This window comes from Pantoea sp. BR_17 (genome assembly GCF_041955125.1).
GTDB lineage: Bacteria > Pseudomonadota > Gammaproteobacteria > Enterobacterales > Enterobacteriaceae > Pantoea > Pantoea stewartii.
Genome location: NZ_JAVAXT010000012.1, coordinates 29,574 through 49,244 on the forward strand (window position 1 = coordinate 29,574; position 19,671 = coordinate 49,244).

17 protein-coding genes are annotated in these 19,671 nt (G+C 54.9%); 13 read left to right on the forward strand and 4 right to left on the reverse strand.

Annotated features, from left to right (window positions below; all coding sequences use genetic code 11):
• The first annotated feature begins 93 nt into the window (after positions 1-93).
• Both murJ and RAC60_RS17395 read left to right on the forward strand, forming a co-directional pair.
• Positions 94-1,632, forward strand: a complete 1,539-nt coding sequence (gene murJ / locus RAC60_RS17390) for a murein biosynthesis integral membrane protein MurJ (RefSeq protein ID WP_058701393.1) — start codon at positions 94-96, stop codon at positions 1,630-1,632.
• Between the two features lie 505 nt (positions 1,633-2,137).
• A complete protein-coding gene (locus tag RAC60_RS17395; RefSeq protein ID WP_058701392.1) occupies positions 2,138-3,832 on the forward strand; it encodes a methyl-accepting chemotaxis protein in 1,695 nt (564 codons plus the stop codon).
• 275 nt (positions 3,833-4,107) lie between these two features.
• Here RAC60_RS17395 and RAC60_RS17400 read toward each other — a convergent pair whose 3' ends face one another.
• From RAC60_RS17400 to flgA, 3 genes are all read right to left on the reverse strand, one after another.
• Positions 4,108-4,539 (reverse strand): flagella synthesis protein FlgN, encoded by a 432-nt coding sequence (locus RAC60_RS17400; RefSeq protein ID WP_006118813.1) that lies wholly within the window; start codon positions 4,537-4,539, stop codon positions 4,108-4,110.
• 5 nt (positions 4,540-4,544) lie between these two features.
• The gene (flgM, locus tag RAC60_RS17405; protein ID WP_006118814.1) at positions 4,545-4,847 is read right to left on the reverse strand and encodes a flagellar biosynthesis anti-sigma factor FlgM; all 303 of its coding nucleotides are present in this window, start codon (positions 4,845-4,847) and stop codon (positions 4,545-4,547) included.
• 102 nt (positions 4,848-4,949) lie between these two features.
• A complete protein-coding gene (flgA, locus tag RAC60_RS17410) occupies positions 4,950-5,609 on the reverse strand; it encodes a flagellar basal body P-ring formation chaperone FlgA (protein WP_033737561.1) in 660 nt (219 codons plus the stop codon).
• A 153-nt stretch (positions 5,610-5,762) separates the two neighbouring features.
• On the opposite strand from flgA, the gene flgB reads away from it, so the two are divergent.
• The 11 genes from flgB (at position 5,763) to flgL (ending at position 15,694) form a co-directional block, all read left to right on the forward strand.
• Positions 5,763-6,176: a flagellar basal body rod protein FlgB gene (gene flgB / locus RAC60_RS17415; protein WP_006118815.1), complete on the forward strand. Its 414-nt coding sequence runs from the start codon at positions 5,763-5,765 to the stop codon at positions 6,174-6,176.
• Between the two features lie 2 nt (positions 6,177-6,178).
• Positions 6,179-6,583: a flagellar basal body rod protein FlgC gene (gene flgC, locus RAC60_RS17420; protein ID WP_006118816.1), complete on the forward strand. Its 405-nt coding sequence runs from the start codon at positions 6,179-6,181 to the stop codon at positions 6,581-6,583.
• A 12-nt stretch (positions 6,584-6,595) separates the two neighbouring features.
• Positions 6,596-7,267 (forward strand): flagellar hook assembly protein FlgD, encoded by a 672-nt coding sequence (flgD, locus tag RAC60_RS17425; protein WP_006118817.1) that lies wholly within the window; start codon positions 6,596-6,598, stop codon positions 7,265-7,267.
• A 26-nt stretch (positions 7,268-7,293) separates the two neighbouring features.
• A complete protein-coding gene (flgE, locus tag RAC60_RS17430) occupies positions 7,294-8,541 on the forward strand; it encodes a flagellar hook protein FlgE (RefSeq protein ID WP_039341129.1) in 1,248 nt (415 codons plus the stop codon).
• Between the two features lie 20 nt (positions 8,542-8,561).
• Entirely contained in the window at positions 8,562-9,320 is a 759-nt protein-coding gene (locus tag RAC60_RS17435) for a flagellar basal body rod protein FlgF (RefSeq protein WP_033737560.1), read from the forward strand.
• 17 nt (positions 9,321-9,337) lie between these two features.
• Complete coding sequence (gene flgG / locus RAC60_RS17440; RefSeq protein ID WP_006118820.1) at positions 9,338-10,120, forward strand: flagellar basal-body rod protein FlgG; 783 nt, start codon at positions 9,338-9,340, stop codon at positions 10,118-10,120.
• Positions 10,121-10,185: 65 nt separating this feature from the next.
• On the forward strand, positions 10,186-10,890 hold the full coding sequence (locus RAC60_RS17445) for a flagellar basal body L-ring protein FlgH (protein ID WP_170317968.1): 705 nt from the start codon (positions 10,186-10,188) through the stop codon (positions 10,888-10,890).
• Positions 10,891-10,899: 9 nt separating this feature from the next.
• The gene (locus RAC60_RS17450) at positions 10,900-12,009 is read left to right on the forward strand and encodes a flagellar basal body P-ring protein FlgI (protein WP_006118822.1); all 1,110 of its coding nucleotides are present in this window, start codon (positions 10,900-10,902) and stop codon (positions 12,007-12,009) included.
• Entirely contained in the window at positions 12,009-12,953 is a 945-nt protein-coding gene (gene flgJ, locus RAC60_RS17455; protein ID WP_054634183.1) for a flagellar assembly peptidoglycan hydrolase FlgJ, read from the forward strand. Before RAC60_RS17450 ends, flgJ begins: the two co-directional genes overlap by 1 nt.
• Before the next feature lie 123 nt (positions 12,954-13,076).
• Positions 13,077-14,717, forward strand: a complete 1,641-nt coding sequence (gene flgK, locus RAC60_RS17460) for a flagellar hook-associated protein FlgK (RefSeq protein ID WP_054634182.1) — start codon at positions 13,077-13,079, stop codon at positions 14,715-14,717.
• Positions 14,718-14,731: 14 nt separating this feature from the next.
• Positions 14,732-15,694, forward strand: coding sequence for a flagellar hook-associated protein FlgL (gene flgL, locus RAC60_RS17465; RefSeq protein WP_054634181.1), 963 nt, complete (start codon positions 14,732-14,734; stop codon positions 15,692-15,694).
• Between the two features lie 300 nt (positions 15,695-15,994).
• On the opposite strand, the gene rne is transcribed toward flgL, so the two are convergent.
• Entirely contained in the window at positions 15,995-19,270 is a 3,276-nt protein-coding gene (gene rne, locus RAC60_RS17470; protein WP_375094084.1) for a ribonuclease E, read from the reverse strand.
• Positions 19,271-19,671 lie beyond the last annotated feature (401 nt).

Below are 19,671 nucleotides of genomic sequence, written 5' to 3' on the forward strand. Positions count from 1 at the left end.
TCACGCGATCGCAGTAGACTATCGCCCGACGTGTGACAGGACCCGTGCTAAGTCACTCATTTTGCCGATTCTTTTCAGGATGCCCCGTCAATTATGAATTTGTTGAAATCGCTGGCAGCGGTCAGTTCAATGACCCTGTTTTCCCGCGTGCTGGGTTTTGCCCGGGATGCCATCGTGGCACGGGTGTTTGGTGCCGGCATGGCGACCGATGCGTTCTTTGTTGCGTTTAAACTACCCAATCTTCTGCGGCGTATTTTTGCTGAAGGGGCCTTCTCGCAGGCATTTGTTCCTATTCTGGCCGAGTATAAAAGTAAGCAAGGCGAAGAGGCTACGCGGCTCTTCGTGTCCTACGTTTCCGGTCTGCTGACCCTGGCGCTGGCGCTCGTGACCGTCGCAGGCATGGTCGCCGCACCTTGGGTCATCCTGGTGACGGCACCGGGTTTCGCCGATACAGCCGATAAATTTGCCCTGACCAGCGCGCTGCTGCGCGTCACTTTCCCCTACATTCTCCTGATTTCGCTGGCTTCGCTGGCTGGGGCCATATTAAACACCTGGAACCGTTTTTCGGTGCCGGCGTTTGCCCCCACGCTGCTGAATATCAGCATGATCGGCTTTGCGCTGTTCGCCGCACCGCACTTCCATCCGCCCATCATGGCGCTGGCGTGGGCGGTGGTGGTCGGCGGACTGCTGCAACTGGGCTATCAGTTACCGCATCTGAAAAAGCTGGGCATGCTGGTCCTGCCGCGGATCAACCTGCGTGATGCTGGCGTCTGGCGCGTGATGCGCCAGATGGGGCCGGCGATTCTTGGGGTTTCAGTGAGTCAGATTTCACTGATCATCAATACGATTTTTGCCTCGTTCCTGGTCTCGGGCTCTGTCTCATGGATGTATTACGCTGACCGCCTGATGGAATTTCCGTCCGGCGTGTTAGGCGTGGCGCTGGGCACGATTTTATTGCCTTCTCTGGCAAAAAGTTTCGCCAGTGGTCACCATGAAGAGTATTCGCGCTTAATGGACTGGGGCCTGCGTTTGTGCTTTTTACTGGCGTTGCCCAGTGCGGTGGCGCTGGGTATGTTGTCCGGTCCACTGACTGTCGCGCTGTTCCAGTACGGAAAATTCACTGCCTTTGATGCCGCTATGACGCAGCGTGCGCTGATTGCCTACTCGGTGGGATTGATGGGCCTGATCGTCGTGAAAGTCCTTGCGCCGGGCTTCTATTCCCGTCAGGACATTAAAACGCCGGTAAAAATTGCGATTATTACGCTGATCGTGACCCAGCTAATGAATCTGGCCTTTATTGGCCCGCTGAAGCACGCCGGACTGTCACTCTCCATTGGTCTGGGTGCCTGCCTCAACGCTGGGTTGCTCTACTGGCAACTGCGTAAAAAGAAAATCTTTCAACCTCAGCCTGGCTGGGCCGGTTTTCTGATTCGCTTACTGGTGGCGGTAATCGTCATGGCGGCCGCGCTGTCAGGCATGCTGTACTGGATGCCTGACTGGGAGCAGGGCAACATGCTATGGCGCCTGTTGCGGCTGGCTCTCGTCTGTGCGGTAGGCGGCGGCGCTTATTTCCTGGCCCTGGGCATGATGGGCTTCCGACTGCGGGATTATGCCCGCCGTACCGCCGTCTGACCATGAAACCCTCCAACGGTTAATGCCGTAATCCAGGCCGTAATGGATAACATTACGGCCTTTTTGTCACAAACCTGCGCAGTGCAGGCCGGACTAACAAGGGATTCTGTGCCAGACCAGTCATTTCATCACGCCCGGCGATGCCACGAACCTCTGTCATCCCTTTTGCTGGCCTGGAACAGCTATCGCAGCAGACCTGTAGGCATCTTCAGGTGAATAATCCGCTCAGCGGGTTGCCAAAGAGACGATACCCGATAATGGATGGGGGCACTCCGTTACTGACTCATCAGGCGCAAGACGTTAATACGGCGCGTCGAAAAGCCTGTTTACAGCGTATTGTCATAAAAAATTCATGTTTTTTTCATTGCTATTTAGCGTCTGACATCCCTTCGGGCGGTAAGCCCATAATGTTGTAAGAAACTGATTCAAAAGTCCGTTTTGGCGTAAATCCTGTCTTCTTCCTGCCGATGAGTACCTTTAGTCCATCATTGAGAGGAAGATCAAAATGCATACCCGCGCTCATGAAAACGCGATGCCAGGTTTCTGGTACAACCTCAATCTTATTCCCTTATTCAGCCTGATTTTTGGCGGCATCTTATTTCTGTTCGTGTGCAGTAGCACGATATCCGCCTGGTTTCTGACGCAGGGGCAACATTCCCTTGACGTATCAACGGATGAAATTTCGGTAAGGCAGGGATTACTCGACAGCTCAACGCATATGCGCTCTGCCAGGCTCAATATTATTCAGGCCGGCGCAGCGGCACGTATTGCCGACACGGATAACTACGCCGCTTTCCTCAGCGCCACAGAGGGCAGCATTAAAAAGGCAGAAAATGGGCTGAATATTTACCTTAACCGTCCGGTCAGGACGCCAGTCGGCATCGAACTCGATAAACAACTACAGGCGCGATTTAAGGATTACCTGCAAAAAGGGTTGATGCCGATGATTGAGGCAGCCAAACAGAACAGTTTTGAAGAGATCATTGCGGATGAAACGGCGGCTGACAAACTCGACAAAGCGTATAAAGACGTGTTGATGAAAGCCATTCAGATGCGCAATCAGCGCTCGATGGACATTAAACAGCAGGCGGTTGAACAGGTTAAAACAGGCTATACCACGATGTTAGTGGCCTTTATCGCATCCGTAGTGATTGTGCTACTGGCTTTTGCTCTGCTGAGAAAAGTGGTAATTAAGCCTTTAAGACAGTCACTTCACCGTATCGATCTGATTGCCCACGGCGATTTGACCGTACCACCCTCGGCCTGCGGTCGTAACGAGCCGGGTATGTTACTGTCGAACCTGCAACGTATGCAGTCATCGCTTGCCCAAACTGTCGGCGCTGTCCGCGATGGGGCCATTGCTATCTTTCAGAGCGCGGGGGAAATTGCCTCCGGCAACACCGATCTCTCCTCCCGAACGGAACAGCAGGCCGCGTCGCTGGAGCAGACGGCTGCCAGTATGGAACAACTGACCGCGACGGTGAAACAGAATGCCGACAATGCGCATCACGCCTGCCAGCTGGCGTCCGATGCGTCCGAAAAAGCCCAGTCGGGTGGAGAGATTGTTAATCGCGTCGTCAAAACCATGGACGATATCTCCGGCAGTTCGAAAAAGATCGCTGAAATTACCAGCGTCATTAACAGCATCGCCTTTCAGACGAATATTCTGGCATTGAATGCCGCGGTCGAAGCCGCGCGGGCAGGGGAGCAGGGGCGCGGATTTGCGGTGGTCGCCAGCGAAGTGCGCAGCCTTGCTCAGCGCAGCGCGCAGGCTGCAAAAGAAATCGAAGGGCTTATCGCCACTTCTGTCGGACTGGTTAACAACGGCACGGAACTGGTCAGCGATGCCGGTACCACCATGATGAAAACGGTAGACGCATTCCAGCGTGTGAATGACATCATTTCTGAAATTGCCGTCTCTTCAGACGAGCAGAACCGAGGCATTCAGCAGGTCAGCCACGCGATCACAGAAATGGATGCAGTAACCCAGCAAAATGCGTCACTGGTTGAAGAGGCTTCAGCCGCTGCGGCCTCCCTTGAGGATCAGGCAGATAAACTGACGAAAGCCGTGGCCGTCTTTAAACTTGAACGAGCCCCGTTAACACCGTCTGACGCCCCCATTGTAGTCGTTGCTCCCGCCGTTCCTGCTTTTGCAGCAGCGGCACCGAAGAAAGGTCATGACAACTGGGAAGCGTTTTAAGACGAATGCCTGCCAGATCGTGGCAGGCTAAATCGGCGTCCGCTTCTTATCAGAACAGGCAGTATGCGCAGGGATGCGCTGGAGCAGAGACGTTATCCGGGATGCCGGAGGTGCAGGATGTATAGCGCGTTGGACGCTGCATCTGTTGGGCGAAAGGGACAGATATTCTGCATAACAGACCCGCCGCCCTGTGACGACAGCATGAAAAAATCCGTCATCCACGCGTGATGACGGATTCTTCAAAAATGGACAGCGTGATCACCAGACTGACGTTATCAGATTTTACGGCTCAGTGTCGCCTGGCCCTGACCTTTTCCATCCGGTCCGTAGAACGCTTGCGTCTGATGCGGCTTAAGCACGTCTAACGCATCATGCGTGAAGGTAATCTGGTGCTGTAACAGGATGCCGTTGTGCGTGTTGGCACGGTGTAACCGACGTGTATGCTGCTGAATACCTTCCCAGCGGCGCGCCATGTCACTCTGACCACGATAAGGTGCAGATGTCCCCAGACTTTTCTCGTTGCTACGGCGCATCTCATCCAGATAGTTCAGCGTCGTCAGCAGCGCGCTTTTATCTTCGGTAATGCGCTGCAAATTGTTGCTGTCAATCATTCCGGACGACAACTGTTGTTCTTCTTCATCCAGAACGGTCGCCAGAGACACCAGCACTTCCTGCATCTTATCTAATGTGGTCAGCAAATTACTCATGGGGATTATTTACCCTCTAAATACGCCTTAGTGTCGGCAATCAGCGCATCGGCGATCTTGCCGGTATCCATCTTCAACTCGCCATTACGAATAGCGGTTTTCAATTGTTCAACGCGTTGGACGTTAATGTCCTGGCTGCCTGGCTTCATCAGCTGCGCCTGGGCGCTGCTCAGGCTCACCTGAGCGGCGGCTGGCGTGGTCGCTGTTGCGCTGTCACTCTGGCGCACACGCGCAGTTTGCGGCTCGCTGCTGTCACGTGTCTGCACGGTGCTGGCGGGCTTTAACGGTTGTGTTCTTTCGATGCTCATATTCGGGCTCCTGTAAGGTCAGGGGGTCTGCCACCTGAATCATAATAGCGTAATCGCTTTGCTGATTCTTCTATCGGCAAATAAACAGGCTTCTTTAATGTTTTATAGTGTTATAAGAATTTTCCCATCATCACTGACCCGACCGCTCACAACCTGACCGTTCCCCATACGTACACGAACCCATTGCGCGATAGTGCCATTGCTTAAGGCTTTCCCCTCGCCGCTGGCATCAAATCCGTCGCCACTGGCAACCACCATGACATCCTGACCTGCTTTTACACGCCACGGCTGGCGCAGCATCGACTGACTCACCGGCTGTCCCGGCTGAATGTCACGCAGCACCACAGAATCGGCGACGGTCTCATCGTTAAGCAGGGTGCGCGGCGGCAGCGTGTCCAGACGTCCCTCTTCGATACGGAAGTCGTCTTTGCTCACGGTTGCGCCGCGGGCGATTAAATTTTTCGCCACCAGATAACGGCCAGTGACCTGAACCTGGACCTGAATATAACGTCGATTTTCTCCGCAGTTGGCTGCCACGCTCATATTGCCCCACGGGCGGCTGTTGCCGGGCAGCGTAAATTGCGGCGTATCACATAAGGGCCACTGTGCCTGTGGCGTGCGAATGACGACGTTCATGCCCGTGGCATGCTCAGGATCACGGGCTTTAAAAAACTGGTTCAGTTGGGCGCTGAAATCGCCTGCCATAACGGGTAAGGCAAACAGGGCCAGCAGGCTGGCTAACAGGGCTGGATATCCACGCATGTGCTTTTCCTCACTGATGATGGCAATGAGTGTACGCGTTTGAAAAAAAACTCAAGAGTTAAAATAGCGACGATTTGAGGCGTTATTCAGACGATGGCTCTTGCTTTTTCCCAATTATGCTGCCAGCTCGAAATTCTCATTTGCGGAGGAAGCATGCTCGACAAACTCGATGCGGCGCTACATTTCGGTACCGAAGCCCTCAACCTGCGAGCTCAACGTCAGGAGATTCTGGCATCCAACATTGCCAACGCCGACACCCCAGGCTATCAGGCCAGGGATATCGACTTTGCCAGCGAGCTGAATCGGGCAATGGCGAATGGACGTGCTGAAGGCAGTAGCCTGGCGCTCAAAGTTACCTCGTCGCGTCACATCGAAGCGCAGACGAACACGGCACCGTCGATGGATTTGCTGTATCGCATTCCGGATCAGCCATCTGCGGACGGTAACACCGTCGATATGGACCGCGAACGTACTCAGTTCGCGGATAACAGCCTGAAATATCAAACCGATCTCACACTTATCAGTAGCCAAATCAAAGGCATGATGAGCGTGTTACAAGGGCAATAATCATGGCATTGCTGAATATTTTTGACATTGCCGGCTCAGCGATGACCGCGCAATCACAGCGATTAAACGTCAGTGCCAGTAACCTGGCAAACGCCGACAGCGTGACCGGCCCGGACGGGCAGCCTTATGTGGCAAAGCAGGTCGTTTTTCAGACCGATGCTGCGCCGGGTGCGGCCACCGGTGGCGTAAAAGTGGCGCAGGTCGTTGATGATCCTACGCCCGCGAAACTGGTGTATGACCCGGGTAACCCGATGGCGGATGCCAAAGGCTACGTGAAGATGCCTAACGTGGATGTGGTAGCGGAAACGGTCAACACCATGTCGGCATCACGCAGCTACCAGGCGAACGTCGAGGTGCTGAATACCGTGAAGTCGATGATGATGAAAACGCTGACCCTGGGTCAGTAACGGAGAAAAATAATGACTATCGCGGTAGGCGTTAATGAAAAGCTGGACCCCACGGTCCTTAGCTCATCCAGCACCGGCACAAGTAACAGCGCCCAGGATCTGCAAAACCAGTTTTTGACCATGCTGGTGACGCAGCTGCAAAACCAGGATCCCACCAATCCGATGGATAACAGTCAGCTGACAACACAGCTGGCACAGATCAACACCCTGAGCGGTATTGAAAAACTAAACACCACACTGGGATCGATTTCGGGTCAGATCAGCACCAGCCAGTCACTGCAAAGTTCGACGCTGATTGGTCATGGCGTGATGGTGAATGGTTCACAGATTCTGGTCGGTAAAGGCACGACAACGCCGTTTGGCGTGGAGCTGACTAACGCAGCCACCACCGCCACGGCGACGATTACCGATGCACAGGGCAATGTGGTCAGCACCCAGGACCTGGGCGCACTGACCGCCGGCGTTCACACCTTCTCGTGGGACGGCAAATTACCGGATGGCAGCGTCGCGCCAGATGGAAAATACAAAGTTGCGATTGCTGCCAGTAACAGCAGCGGTCAACAGGTGGCTCAGCCACTTAACTATGCCTACGTCAATGGCGTAAGCACAGCGGGTAATACCGCAAAACTGGATCTCGGCACCATGGGCTCCGCCACCCTTGACGACGTACGTCAGATTCTCTGATTCACCTGTAGACAGGAGAGATTTAAATGTCATTTTCACAAGCGGTCAGCGGTCTCGGCGCTGCCTCAAGTAACCTGGACGTTATCGGTAACAACATCGCTAACTCCGCCACAGCGGGCTTTAAGTCCAGCACCATCGCGTTTGCCGACATGTTTGCCGGTTCAAACGTGGGTCTGGGAACTAAAGTCGCTGCCGTGATCCAGAACTTCAACGATGGTTCTACCACCACCACCAGCCGTGGGCTGGATGTGGCACTGAGCGGTAACGGTTTTTTCCGTTTGACCAACTCGGCGGGTGCGGTGTCCTATTCACGTAATGGCCAGTTCACTCTGGACCAGAACCGTAACCTGGTGAATACCCAGGGTCTGAACGTAACCGGTTACCCGGCTTCAGGCGTGCCTCCGACTATCCAGACGGGTGCGAACCCGGTTGCGCTGAAAATTCCTACCACGCAGATGCCTGCTAATGCCACTACCACGGCAAACCAGGTGGCGAAACTGAACTCGACTTCAGCGGTATTAGACGACACCAAGTTTTCTGCCACCGATCCGACGACGTACAGCGCGAAGAACACTATCACTATGTACGATACGCAGGGTAATGCGCACTCGCTTGACCTGTATTTCGTTAAGACCGCAGACAACACCTGGAAAATTCACGGCATTGACTCCACTGCGGGTTCAAACGTAGGGAATTACCAGATGAGCTATAACGCCAACGGTCAGCTGACTGGCGTATCTTCACTGGATGCAAACGGCAACGTGGTGGCAGGCTCAACAACAGCCAGCACCGCGACCGTCACAATTCCTGGCGTAAATGGCGCGAACGGCACGACTGTCGCGTTAAACTTTGTGGGCAGTCTGCAGCAAAATACCGGAGCGACCACCTTTGGTAATGCCACGCAAAACGGTTATGCGCCTGGCGATTTGACCAGCTATGCCATCAACAACGACGGCACCATCACCGGCAGTTACTCAAACCAACGCACGCAGTTACTGGGACAGATCGTCCTGGCCAGTTTCTCTAACCCCGAAGGCCTGAAATCGCAGGGCGATAACGTCTGGGCGGAAACCAATGCGTCTGGTCAGGCAGCGGTTGGCCTGGCAAACACCGGCACCTTTGGTTCACTGACCGCGGGCGCGCTGGAGTCCTCGAACGTCGATATGAGTAAAGAGCTGGTCAATATGATCGTCGCGCAACGCAACTACCAGGCGAACGCGCAGACCATCAAAACGCAGGATCAGATCCTTAACACTCTGGTCAACTTACGTTAATTCGCTAACGGGATTGCTCTATGGATCACGCGATATATACCGCGATGGGCGCGGCCAGTCAGACACTGGATCAGCAGGCGGTTACCGCCAGCAACCTCGCCAACGCCTCAACGCCCGGTTTCCGGGCGCAGCTGAACGCGTTGCGTGCTGTACCGGTCACTGGTTGGTCACTGCCCACGCGCACGTTGGTCACGGCGTCCACGCCGGGTGCCGACATGAGTCAGGGGGCCATGGATTACACCCAGCGCCCACTGGACGTGGCAATGCAGCAGGATGGCTGGCTGGCTGTACGCACCGCCGACGGCAGCGAAGCCTATACCCGCAACGGCAACATGCAAATTCGTTCGGACGGTACGCTGACGGTGCAGGGCAATCCCGTAATGGGCGAAGGTGGTCCGATTGTGATCCCTCAAGGTTCTGAGATCACCATCGCGGCTGATGGCTCTATTACCGGGCTGAACGCTGGCGACTCACCCAATGCGACTGTACAACTGGGCCGTCTGAAGCTCGTTCAGGCAACCGGTAAAGAGTTAGAGCGTGGGGACGATGGCATGTTCCGTCCTACCGCCGCGACGCAGGCGACACGTGGCGCAGCCCTGCAGGCCGATCCGACTATGCAGGTCATGCCGGGTGTGCTTGAGGGCAGTAACGTGAAGCCGGTGGAAACGATGGTCGATATGATCGCCAATGCCCGCCGTTTCGAGATGCAGATGAAGGTCATTAACAACGTTGACCAAAACGAACAGAAAGCCAACCAGTTGCTCAGCATCGGCAGCTAAGGCGCGAGGATAAATACATGATTCGTTCTTTATGGATCGCCAAAACCGGTCTTGATGCACAGCAGATGAACATGGACGTGATCGCCAATAACCTGGCCAACGTCAGTACTAACGGGTTTAAGCGCTCACGTGCCGTGTTTGAAGATCTGATGTACCAGACCATGCGTCAGCCGGGTACGCAGTCATCTGAGCAGACAACGCTGCCGTCAGGTTTGCAAATCGGTACTGGTGTACGTCCGGTGACGACCGAGCGTTTGCATACGCAGGGCAACCTGTCGCAAACCAACAACTCAAAAGATATCGCCATTAACGGCCAGGGTTTTTTCCAAATCCAGATGCCAGATGGAACTTCTGCGTATACACGTGATGGTTCATTTCAGGTTGACCAGAACGGCCAACTGGTGACCAACGCGGGTTTCCCTGTGCAGCCTGGTATTACTATTCCAGCCAACGCCACAAGTATCACCGTGTCGCGTGATGGTGTGGTGAGCGTAACCCAGCAGGGGCAGACGCAGGCCGCCCAGGTCGGACAGTTAACGCTGAGCACCTTCATGAACAATGCGGGTCTCGATAGCGTGGGTGAAAACCTCTACAAGGAGACGCAGGCATCGGGTGCGCCGACGGACAGTACGCCTGGCCAGAACGGTGCCGGTTTGCTGTATCAGGGTTATACCGAAACCTCTAACGTAAACGTCGCGGAAGAACTGGTTACGATGATCCAGACGCAGCGTGCTTACGAAATTAACAGCAAAGCGATCAGCACCTCCGATCAAATGCTGGCGAAGTTGACACAGCTGTAAACCGAACAGGGCCAGCTAAGGCTGGCCTGAAGACTAGTCATGAATAAGGTCGTAACTCCGTGGCGATGCAACATATTCTTAAGCCTGGACATTGGTTAGTAGTCACCGCACTGCTGACGCTTAACGGTTGTGCGTTGGTGCCACGCACGCCACTGGTGCAAGGAGCGACCACGGCTCAGCCGTTGCCCTCTGCGCCACCTGTGGTAAATGGGTCCATTTTTCAGGGTGTTGCGCCGCTCAACTACGGCTATCAGCCGCTGTTTGAAGATCGCCGCCCACGTAATATCGGCGATACGCTGACTATCACCTTGCAGGAAAACGTCAGTGCCAGCAAAAGTTCGACCTCGAATGCCAGCCGTAACGGCAGCGGCAGTCTGGGTATCACTGCAGTGCCTACCGGTTTAGAAGGTTTAGCCGGCGCAACGGGCGAAAAAGCCAACTTTGCGGCGGGTGGCAAAAATGATTTCGCAGGCAAAGGTGGGGCATCTGCCAACAACACCTTTACCGGCACCATCACCGTCACGGTGGATCAGGTTCTGTCGAACGGCAACCTGCACGTGGTCGGAGAAAAACAAATTGAGATCAACCAGGGCACCGAGTTTATTCGTTTCTCGGGCGTGGTTAACCCACGCACCATCAGTGCGAGTAACGCCGTGTTGTCTACAGCCGTGGCCGATGCACGTATTGAGTACGTCGGAAATGGTTATATCAATGAAGCGCAAAATATGGGCTGGTTGCAGCGCTTCTTCCTGAATATCTCGCCGTTCTAAGAGGTTGCAATGAAAAAGCTAACATTATGGCGTGTCGGTCTGGGATTACTGTTAGGCGTAAGCCTGATGGCGCGTGCCGATCTGATCCGCGACTTAACCACCGTACAGGGTGTGCGTGATAACCAACTGCTGGGTTATGGCCTTGTCGTGGGTCTGGACGGAACAGGCGACCAGACAACGCAGACGCCGTTTACGACCCAAACCGTCAGCAACATGCTGTCGCAACTGGGCATTACCGTGCCGCCGGGCACCAACATGCAGCTCAAAAACGTCGCCGCCGTGATGGTTACCGCCAGGCTGCCTTCGTTTGCCCGCCAGGGCCAGACGCTGGATGTCGTGGTATCGTCGATGGGTAACGCGAAAAGCCTGCGCGGTGGCACGCTGTTAATGACGCCACTGAAAGGCGTGGATAACCAGGTTTATGCGCTGGCCCAGGGTAACATTCTGGTCGGCGGCGCGGGCGCCGCAGCAGGCGGCAGCAGCGTTCAGGTCAACCAGCTTAACGGTGGACGGATTACCGATGGGGCGACGGTTGAACGTGAACTGCAGAGCAACTTTGGTTCGCAGAATACGATTAACCTGCAGCTGAACACCGAAGATTTCTCCATGGCGCAACGAATTGCTGATGCGATCAACGCCCGTGGCGGATACGGTTCGGCCCAGCCGCTGGACGCCCGTACGGTCCAGGTCCGCGTGTCCCCGAATAATGGTGCGCAGGTTCGTTTACTGGCAGAGATTCAGAACATTGATGTCTCCGTGCCGGTTGAGGATGCCAAAGTCATCATTAACTCACGCACCGGCTCTGTTGTGATGAATCGTGAAGTGAAACTGAACACCTGTGCGGTCGCTCAGGGCAACCTGTCTGTCACGGTCAATCAGCAGCAAAACGTGAGTCAGCCGAACACGCCGCTGGCGGGTGGACAGACTGTCGCTACCACCAATACGCAGATCGATCTGCGTCAGAGCGGCGGTGCGTTGCAACGGGTTAACTCCAGCGCCAACCTGAACAGCGTGGTGCGTGCGCTGAATGCGCTGGGTGCGTCGCCTATCGAACTGATGTCTATTTTGCAGTCAATGCAGAGCGCGGGTTGCCTGCGCGCAAAACTGGAAATTATCTGATGAACGATACGCAATCGCTGATGAATGCGGCTTTTGACAGCCGCTCGTTGAACGACCTGAAACGCGATGTCACTGCCGATCCCAAAGGGAAAGCACTGCAGGTCGCGCAGCAGGTTGAAGGGATGTTTGTTCAGATGATGCTGAAGAGTATGCGTGAAGCGTTACCGCAGGACGGCATTCTCAGCAATGAACAGACCAAGCTTTTCACGTCAATGTACGATCAGCAGATTGCGCAGGACATCGGTAAACGTGGCCTGGGCCTGGCGGATATCATCGTTAAACAGATGGAACCCGCCAAAGCCCCGGACGAGCGCGCCGGTACGGTGCCGATGAAGCTGGATAACAGCTTCATAATGAGCACCAGCGGCGCCACGCCGCTGGAGCAAATGGTGCGCAAAGCCATGCCGCGCCTGCCCGCGCCTTCGCCCACCGGCCTGCCGAGCGACAGTCGTGACTTTATTGCCCAACTGACTCAGCCCGCTCAGGCCGCCAGTCAGCAGAGTGGTATCCCTCATCACCTGATTCTGGCGCAGGCTGCACTGGAGTCAGGCTGGGGGCAACGTCAAATCCTGACCCGCGATGGAAAGCCGAGCTATAACGTCTTTGGCATCAAAGCTAGCGGGAACTGGAAAGGCGAAACGACCGATATCATGACCACAGAATATGAGCACGGTGAAGCTAAAAAGGTGCGTGCGACATTCCGGGTTTACAGTTCTTATTTCGAAGCGTTAAACGACTACGTCAAACTGCTTTCAAATAACCCACGTTATGCGGCTGTCACCAATGCACAGAGCGCGGAGCAGGGCGCCCAGGCATTGCAGGCTGCGGGCTATGCCACCGATCCGAAATATGCGCAAAAACTGATGGGAATGATTCAGCAATTCAAGAGTATGGGTGAAAAAGTGGTGAAAGCTTATAGCCAGGATTTAAGCACATTGTTCTGAGAATTGTGCCTCAAGTTTCACTTAAGCATGCCGATAATAACAGCAAGAGCCAGGCGCGCCAGCGCACGCTGGCGACCACACTGATGACAGCGACCCGTGTAGCGGGGAATGTAAGGAACCGAGATGTCCAGCATAATTAACTCCGCAATGAGCGGGCTCAGTGCCGCACAGGCCGCCTTAAGCACCACCAGTAATAACATCAGCAATTACACCGTTGCCGGCTATTCACGTCAGACGACGATTCTGGCAGAAGCCAACAGTACCCTGCAGGGAAAAAGTTATTACGGTAACGGGGTTAACGTAACCGGTGTTCAGCGTGAATACGACAGTTTTATCGCAGCGCAGCTGCGTGGGTCTTCAGCCACCTATAATGCGGCAAATACGCAGTATTCGCAGGTCTCCAATATCGACGATCTGATGTCAACCTCGACGACAAACCTGTCGAGCGCGATTCAGGGCTTCTTTAGCAACATGCAGAACGTGGTCAGTAATGCCAACGATCCTGCAGCGCGTCAGTCTTTGCTTAGCAACTCACAGGGCCTGGTCAACCAGTTTCAGACCCAGGCGCAATACCTGACCAACATGCAAGACAGCGTGAATACCAACGTGGCCTCTGACGTAGATCAGATCAATACCTTTACCAGCCAGATCTCCAGTCTCAACCAGCAGATTGCCAAACTGACAACCGGTAATGGTGCCGCTCCCAATGACTTACTGGATCAACGTGATCAGTTGGTTAATGGTCTGAATAATATCGTCGGTGTGACAGTGTCACAGCAGGATGGAAGCTACACGGTTTCCATGGCCAACGGCCTTTCTCTGGTCAGTGGCTTCCAGTCCACCAAGCTGGTGGCAATGCCATCCAGCAGCGATCTGACGCGCACCACGGTGGGCTATGTTGATCCGCAGGCTGGCAACGTGCAGATTCCGGAATCTTCCATAACCACCGGCTCACTGGGCGGGATGTTAAGCTTCCGCTCGCAGGATCTGGACCTGGCACAAAACCAGCTGGGACAGCTTGCCGCCGCCTTCACCACCAATTTCAATACCGTGCACAAGCAAGGCTATGACAGCAACGGTAACCAGGGCGTCGACTTCTTTACTATCGGCAGTCCAACAGCGCAGGGCAACAGCAAAAATACCTCTTCCGCCACCTTAACCGCGGCGTGGAGCAATACCAATGCGCTGCAGGCATCCAATTATACCGTGACTTATGACGGAACAAACTGGTCAGCCACGCGTCTGTCAGACAACACCAAAACGACGCTCACCCCCACTACTTCTGGCGGCGTCACCACGCTCAGCCTGGACGGGATGAGCCTGACGGTCAATGGTACACCAAACGCCAAAGACAGTTTCCTGGTAAAACCCGTTCAAAACGTGGTTAACGGGATGTCAGTGGCCATTACCAGCGGCTCGCAGATTGCGGCGGCGGCGGCGGCGGATGGGGAAAGCGATAACCGTAATGCCCAAAATTTGCTGGCGCTACAGGATGCCAAAATTGTCAACGGTAACGCGACCCTGTCTCAGGCCTACGGCACGATGGTGAGTACGGTCGGTAACAAAACGCAGGCCCTGAAAACGACCAGTACAACGCAGCAGAACGTGGTGACGCAGTTAACAAACCGTCAGCAGTCTGTGTCTGGCGTTAACCTGGACGAAGAGTACGCGAACCTGACGAAATACCAACAATATTACATGGCGAATGCGCAGGTTTTAAAAGCGGCCAGCACCGTTTTTGACGCCCTGCTTAGCATCAACTAAGAGCCGAGGACATCATGCGACTCAGTACAAATATGATTTTTGACCAGCAGGTTCGTGGCGTAAGTGATGCGCAATCCTCCTGGTTAAATGCAGGCAAACAGCTGTCCACCGGACTCAGAGTGTCAAACCCTTCTGACGATCCTATCGCCGCTTCCCGTGCCGTGGTGCTGTCGCAAACCCAGGCGCAGGCAAGCCAGTATGCGGTTGCCCGTACCTTCGCCGACCAGGGCTTATCCCTGGAAGAAAACACGCTGGACGGTGTGACAAACAGCATTATGAGCGCGCAGTCGATGATTGTGGCCGCCTCAAACGGCTCATTGAGCGATGATGACCGCGCCTCGTATGCGACGCAGCTGGAAGGGTTGCGTGCGCAGTTACTGAACCAGGTCAACAGCAAAGACGCCAACGGGCGTTATATCTTTGCCGGCTATAAGACCGATACACCACCGTTTGTGGATGGTGCCGGCGGCGTGACCTATCAGGGCGGAACCGACGCGATTACGCAAAAAGTCGATACGGACCGTACGATGACGATCGGTCATACCGGCAACAGCATCGTAATGTCGATCACCAGCAACGCGGTGAAAGAACCTAACGGTGGCACCAGTGAAACGAATTTATTCAATATGCTGGACGGTGCTATCAGTGCGCTAAAAGTGCCCCAAAATGGCGCGGATGATGCCACCAAAGCGACTTTTTCAGCGGCAATGGATAAAACCAACCGTGGTCTGAGCAACTCGCTTAACAACGTGCTCAGCGTACGTTCCGAAATCGGAACACAGCTGAAAGAGCTGGATACGTTGAATGCGCAGGGTGACGATCGCAAAGTGATTTATGACTCGCAGATGAGTAGCCTGGTGGATGTGGATTACACCCAGGCGATTTCCAGCTACACCATGCAACAACAGGCGCTGCAGGCTTCTTATAAGACCTTCACTGATATGTCTCAGATGTCATTGTTCCAGTTAAATTCATAAAAATTTTAGGCGTACTTTAACCGGGTGCGCTTAGTTTTTCCCATCGTCCTACAGGGACGGTGGGATTTTTTTTGTTTGCGTAATGCCTCTTTCGCAGCTCAATTAACATGGCGACCTGTGCGGAGAACCTTTGCTGCATGATTGACGCCGCGCTGCACGGATCGGGCTAATGACGCCCTGATTACATACCTCAGGATGATCCTTCCGTGGTGTTTCTGCCTGCATACCTCACCCGAAATGTCCGTTACAGACAATAAAAAACCCGGCCGGAGCCGGGTTTATCACGTCTGCGAACCGTGCTTATGGCTTGGTCGCAGGGGCCGTTGCCTGGTGGGTAGCACTATGGCCGCCCGCAGAACCCTTGCCTTCAAAATTGAAGGAAGGACGCTGCCAGTCGCTGTGACGCGCAGGCTCTGGTTGCCATGCTGGCGCAGGCGCTTTGGTCATTGGGGCTGACGCAAAGTGCTTCCAACGCGTTTCCGCATTGGCCTGGAGGGCTTCTACAGCAACGTCGCGCGCAGCCACAGGCGCATGCGGTTCGGTGATGGGTGCAACGGTTTCCTCTGCAGCAACCGGTGCATTTAACACCGCGTCAACCTGAGCTTCGGTTGTCGGGCTCACCGCCGTACCGGCCTGCTCTGCGGGCTCAACGTGCTCGTGTTGGGCAACCTCAGGCGCGGCGGTCACGTCGGACTTATGCGCGTCTTCAGCCGTAACATCGGCAGGTTGTGCCTGCTGCGCAACGGCGTCGGCGCGGGCTTCTGCAGCCGCAGGAATCACAGAGGGTTCCTGATGCACAGGGGCATCAATCGCCTGCGTGTCATCCGTATTCACCACAGTAACCGGTGTGTCTGCCTGGGGTTCAGCAACCTGTACTGGATCGGCCTGTGAAACCGGCGCCTCGTCTACGGCCGCTGCCACAGGCAGGGCGATAGCAGGTGCTGTGTCTGCATGGCTGTCGTCCTGTGCGGTTTTCACTGCATCCTGTGTGGTCTGCTCTTCGTTCGTCTGTGCGACCGGATAGCGCACCCAGACTTTGCCTGACGCCATTTCAGGTGAGGCCGATGCGGCTTCTAATGGCATAGCAGACTGTGTTGGGTAGCGTTCATCGCGGTAACGACGGCGACGCTGGCCACTGACGCGCAGATGACGCGGTGAACGACGAGAGCGACGCGGCATGTTGGCGTTATCACGCGCTTCGGTTTCGTCCGCGTCCTCGACCTGTGAGGCTTCTGCAACCGGCTGAATCTTGCGGGCTTCAACAGATTCTGCTGACTCGACGGCAGCATGCTGATGCTGAGGCTGATCATTGTTGTCACCAACGCGCACTTTTTGCGTCAGCTGACGCGGTTTGCGGCGTGGCATAGCCTGAACGCGCTCATCGTCCTGTGCTTCAGCCGCAACGGGCTCAGCGGTTTCAACGGCCTGTTCAACCGCGCTGTTCGCTTCCTGCTGGGCACGTTTCTCTTCCTGACGACGACGCTGACGTTCAGCACGCTGTTCACGACGCTGCTGCTGTTGCTCATCGCGTTGCTGGCGAGCTTCATCGCTCAGCGCCGGACGTTCATCACGCGCCTCGTTAGACTGCCCCTGACGCTTATTACGACGGTTGTCTTCACGCGGTTCACGATTGTCACGGGTTTCGCGGTTGTCCCGAGATTCACGCTGCTGGGTGGTGTCACCATTACGTGGCGTGCGCTCACGGCGGTTATTGTTACGGCGGTTGTTACGGCGATCGCCACGCTGATTGCCGTTCTCCTCACCGCTGGTTTTCTGCGGTTCGGTCACTTCAGCAACGGGCTCTGCCGTGGCAGGTGCAGGCTCACCGGCGAACATTTTTTTCAGGCCCGCCAGCAGGCGACCAACAAAGCCTGTTCCGTTGGATGGCGTTGCAGAGGCGGTTTCAGCAACCGGCGCAGTTCGCGCTTTGGTCGTTTCCGGCGCTGCTTCCGTCGGTGCCGGTGGCGCATCAGGCATCACAAATGCCGCCAGGGCCGGTTGTTCTGGACGACGACGTTCGGCATGTTCTTCTTCCGAAGGCATCGCCATTTCGGCTTCGTGCAGCTTAGGCAGGTGATAGCTCAGCGTCTGCGTTTCTTCACCTTTACGCACGCGCAACACGGAGTAGTGCGGCGTTTCCATCCGGTCGTCCGGTACGATAACCGCACGCACGCCGCCCTGGCGTTTTTCGATAGCATTGACCGCTTCACGTTTTTCATTCAGCAGGTAAGAGGCCACAGGCACCGGGACAATAGCATGCACTTCTTTGGTGTTGTCCTTCAGCGCTTCTTCTTCGATCAGGCGCAGAATAGACAGTGACAGTGACTCGTTATCACGAATGGTGCCGGTACCGCTACAGCGCGGGCAGACATGATGGCTCGACTCACCCAGTGACGGGCTGAGACGCTGGCGGGACATTTCCAGCAGGCCAAAACGTGAAATATGGCTGATCTGGATACGGGCGCGATCCTGACGGACCGCCTCACGCAGACGGTTTTCTACCGCGCGCTGATGGCGAACCGGCGTCATATCGATAAAGTCGATAACGATCAAACCGCCGAGGTCGCGCAGGCGTAACTGGCGGGCGATTTCATCTGCTGCTTCAAGGTTCGTGTTAAACGCGGTTTCTTCGATATCGCCACCACGCGTAGCGCGTGCCGAGTTGATATCGATGGCGGTCAGTGCTTCGGTGCTGTCGATAACAATCGAGCCACCGGAAGGCAGGCGCACTTCACGCTGGAAAGCGGACTCGATTTGCGACTCGATTTGATAGTGGCTGAACAACGGGATTTCGCCGGTGTAGAGCTTGATCTTGCTGGTAAAGTCCGGACGGCCCAGAGCCGCAATATGCTGACGCGCCAGTTCCAGGACCTTCGGGTTGTCGATAAGAATTTCGCCGATGTCCTGGCGCAGGTAATCGCGGAATGCGCGCACGATTACGTTACTTTCCTGATGAATCAGGAAGGGCGCAGGACGGCTGTCAGCGGCTTTCTTAATCGCTTCCCAGTGTTTCAGACGGAAGCTGAGATCCCACTGCAGCGATTCGGCTGATTTGCCTACACCTGCGGTACGGACAATCAGCCCCATACCATCAGGCAGTTCCAGTGCCGAAAGCGCTTCTTTCAGTTCGGTACGGTCGTCACCTTCAATCCGACGAGAAATGCCGCCCGCGCGCGGATTGTTCGGCATCAATACCAGATAACTTCCTGCCAGCGAGATAAAGGTGGTCAGCGCGGCGCCTTTATTACCCCGTTCTTCTTTATCGATCTGAACAATAACTTCCTGGCCTTCACGCAGCACATCCTTAATGTTTGGACGACCGTGAGCGTTGTAGGAAGCAGGGAAGTATTCGCGAGAAATTTCTTTGAGAGGGAGGAAACCGTGACGTTCTGCACCGTAGTCGACGAAAGCCGCTTCAAGGCTGGGTTCGATACGGGTGATTTTACCTTTGTAGATATTGGCTTTTTTCTGTTCGTGTCCGGGACTTTCGATATCCAGATCGTACAGACGTTGACCATCAACCAGGGCAACGCGCAACTCCTCCTGCTGAGTTGCGTTAATTAACATTCTTTTCATCGTAACGTACTCGTTATTCTTTCATGAGTGATTAAAGCTGCGGGCATAGTTACCCTGGACGAGTATCAACCGATGGCCCCGTGACTTAGTGCAATGTCGTCAACCTCACGGTTATCGACCGCGCGAGGGGCGCAAATAACGTCGGTGGCCTGTTTTTCATAAGGAACAACAGCACCAGATAGTGGAAATGCGAGAGATAATTCTGTAAACCCGTGCACTCCATCTCATGTCCAGGCCGCAACCCGCAGCCCGCTAAGTGCCTGATTTCGCATTACGTCTTACGCCATTGCTGCGTGTCTGCTCAATCCGACAAAATAACTAATTTCGCTTTTTTTCTTATCTGAATCCTCAGCTAAGAAACCTAAGCATTATTCCACTGCTAACCTTCATATAGCAAGGTG

Excerpts from the sequence above, each read along its gene's own strand:
- murJ (WP_058701393.1), top strand. The coding sequence starts at position 94 with ATGAATTTGTTGAAATCGCTGGCAGCGGTCAGTTCAATGACCCTGTTT.
- RAC60_RS17395 (WP_058701392.1), top strand. The coding sequence starts at position 2,138 with ATGCATACCCGCGCTCATGAAAACGCGATGCCAGGTTTCTGGTACAAC.
- RAC60_RS17400 (WP_006118813.1), bottom strand. The coding sequence starts at position 4,539 with ATGAGTAATTTGCTGACCACATTAGATAAGATGCAGGAAGTGCTGGTG.
- flgM (WP_006118814.1), bottom strand. The coding sequence starts at position 4,847 with ATGAGCATCGAAAGAACACAACCGTTAAAGCCCGCCAGCACCGTGCAG.
- flgA (WP_033737561.1), bottom strand. The coding sequence starts at position 5,609 with ATGCGTGGATATCCAGCCCTGTTAGCCAGCCTGCTGGCCCTGTTTGCC.
- flgB (WP_006118815.1), top strand. The coding sequence starts at position 5,763 with ATGCTCGACAAACTCGATGCGGCGCTACATTTCGGTACCGAAGCCCTC.
- flgC (WP_006118816.1), top strand. The coding sequence starts at position 6,179 with ATGGCATTGCTGAATATTTTTGACATTGCCGGCTCAGCGATGACCGCG.
- flgD (WP_006118817.1), top strand. The coding sequence starts at position 6,596 with ATGACTATCGCGGTAGGCGTTAATGAAAAGCTGGACCCCACGGTCCTT.
- flgE (WP_039341129.1), top strand. The coding sequence starts at position 7,294 with ATGTCATTTTCACAAGCGGTCAGCGGTCTCGGCGCTGCCTCAAGTAAC.
- RAC60_RS17435 (WP_033737560.1), top strand. The coding sequence starts at position 8,562 with ATGGATCACGCGATATATACCGCGATGGGCGCGGCCAGTCAGACACTG.
- flgG (WP_006118820.1), top strand. The coding sequence starts at position 9,338 with ATGATTCGTTCTTTATGGATCGCCAAAACCGGTCTTGATGCACAGCAG.
- RAC60_RS17445 (WP_170317968.1), top strand. The coding sequence starts at position 10,186 with ATGCAACATATTCTTAAGCCTGGACATTGGTTAGTAGTCACCGCACTG.
- RAC60_RS17450 (WP_006118822.1), top strand. The coding sequence starts at position 10,900 with ATGAAAAAGCTAACATTATGGCGTGTCGGTCTGGGATTACTGTTAGGC.
- flgJ (WP_054634183.1), top strand. The coding sequence starts at position 12,009 with ATGAACGATACGCAATCGCTGATGAATGCGGCTTTTGACAGCCGCTCG.
- flgK (WP_054634182.1), top strand. The coding sequence starts at position 13,077 with ATGTCCAGCATAATTAACTCCGCAATGAGCGGGCTCAGTGCCGCACAG.
- flgL (WP_054634181.1), top strand. The coding sequence starts at position 14,732 with ATGCGACTCAGTACAAATATGATTTTTGACCAGCAGGTTCGTGGCGTA.
- rne (WP_375094084.1), bottom strand. The coding sequence starts at position 19,270 with ATGAAAAGAATGTTAATTAACGCAACTCAGCAGGAGGAGTTGCGCGTT.